1 protein-coding gene is annotated in these 939 nt (G+C 72.1%); it reads left to right on the top strand.

The window, feature by feature from the left end; translation table 11 throughout:
- The first annotated feature begins 256 nt into the window (after window positions 1-256).
- The gene (locus SSBG_RS08910) at window positions 257-781 is read left to right on the top strand and encodes a universal stress protein (protein ID WP_008745854.1); all 525 of its coding nucleotides are present in this window, start codon (window positions 257-259) and stop codon (window positions 779-781) included.
- Window positions 782-939 lie beyond the last annotated feature (158 nt).

Here is a 939-nt window from a genome sequence, read left to right as displayed (position 1 = left end):
CCAGAGAGGCCGGTACTCGGGCATCCTCCCTGAAACGCGTCGGCGGACCGCCTCGGGCGGGCCCTTCGGGGAGGAGTGAGGCCGTACCCTTGGGGGTATGCGCTGGGGAAGGCGATTCCAGGACAGTCGCACGGTCCGGTGATCGCGCCGCTCCCCGTGTCCCCCGTGCACCGCTTTCCCCGAATTTCCCTGATTCGTCTTCCCTGATTCCTTCTTCCGTCTTCCTTGTCACGAGGACTCACTCGCCGAGACACCGATGGCCGGTCACGAATTCCCCGAACCAGCGGACCGCAAGCGGCCCACCGCCGACACGGCGGCCGATCCCCTCGCGCTGGAGGAAAACCGCCCGTCCTGCGATCCGGCCTTCCGGCACGGCGTCGTGGTCGGCTTCGACGGTTCGACCTCCAGCGAACGGGCGCTCTCCTACGCCGTGGGGCTCGCGCTGCGCGCCGCGTCGGCGCTGATCATCGTCCACGTGGCCAACCGGCTGCCCACCACGGTGTGGGCGGGCTGCGAGCCACCCGTCTTCGTCGACGTCCCCGACCACCGCACCGAGGTCCTCGGCCTGGAACTGGCCTGCGCCGACTTCCTCTCCGAAGTGCCCTGGGTCCTGGTCGAGCGGGGCGGCGACATCTGCCACGAACTGGAGGAAGTGGGCAAGGAGTACGAGGCGGACGCCATCGTCGTCGGCACGACGCACGGCGTCGTGGGCCGCATCTTCGGCTCCGTCTCCGGCCGCCTCGCCCGCCGCGCCCAGCGCCCGGTGATCGTCATCCCCTGAACGGGACGCGACCGAGCGGGACGCGACACGGGCCGCACGGCGAGGGGCGCCCGGACGCGCTCGTGGGCGGGCGAGGGCAGCAGGCCCGCGTCCGCGAGGGCCCGCCCGAGCACGTCGCCGCAGGCGGGGCCGAGACCGCGCAGCTGGACGTTGCCGCG

The organism is Streptomyces sp. SPB074, assembly GCF_000154905.1.
Taxonomy (GTDB): Bacteria; Actinomycetota; Actinomycetes; order Streptomycetales; family Streptomycetaceae; genus Streptomyces.
The sequence above is the reverse complement of the archived record's forward strand: the minus strand, read 5'-3'. Positions and strand labels throughout refer to the sequence as shown.

Coding starts and splice junctions, on each gene's coding strand:
- SSBG_RS08910 (WP_008745854.1), top strand. CDS start 257: ATGGCCGGTCACGAATTCCCCGAACCAGCGGACCGCAAGCGGCCCACC.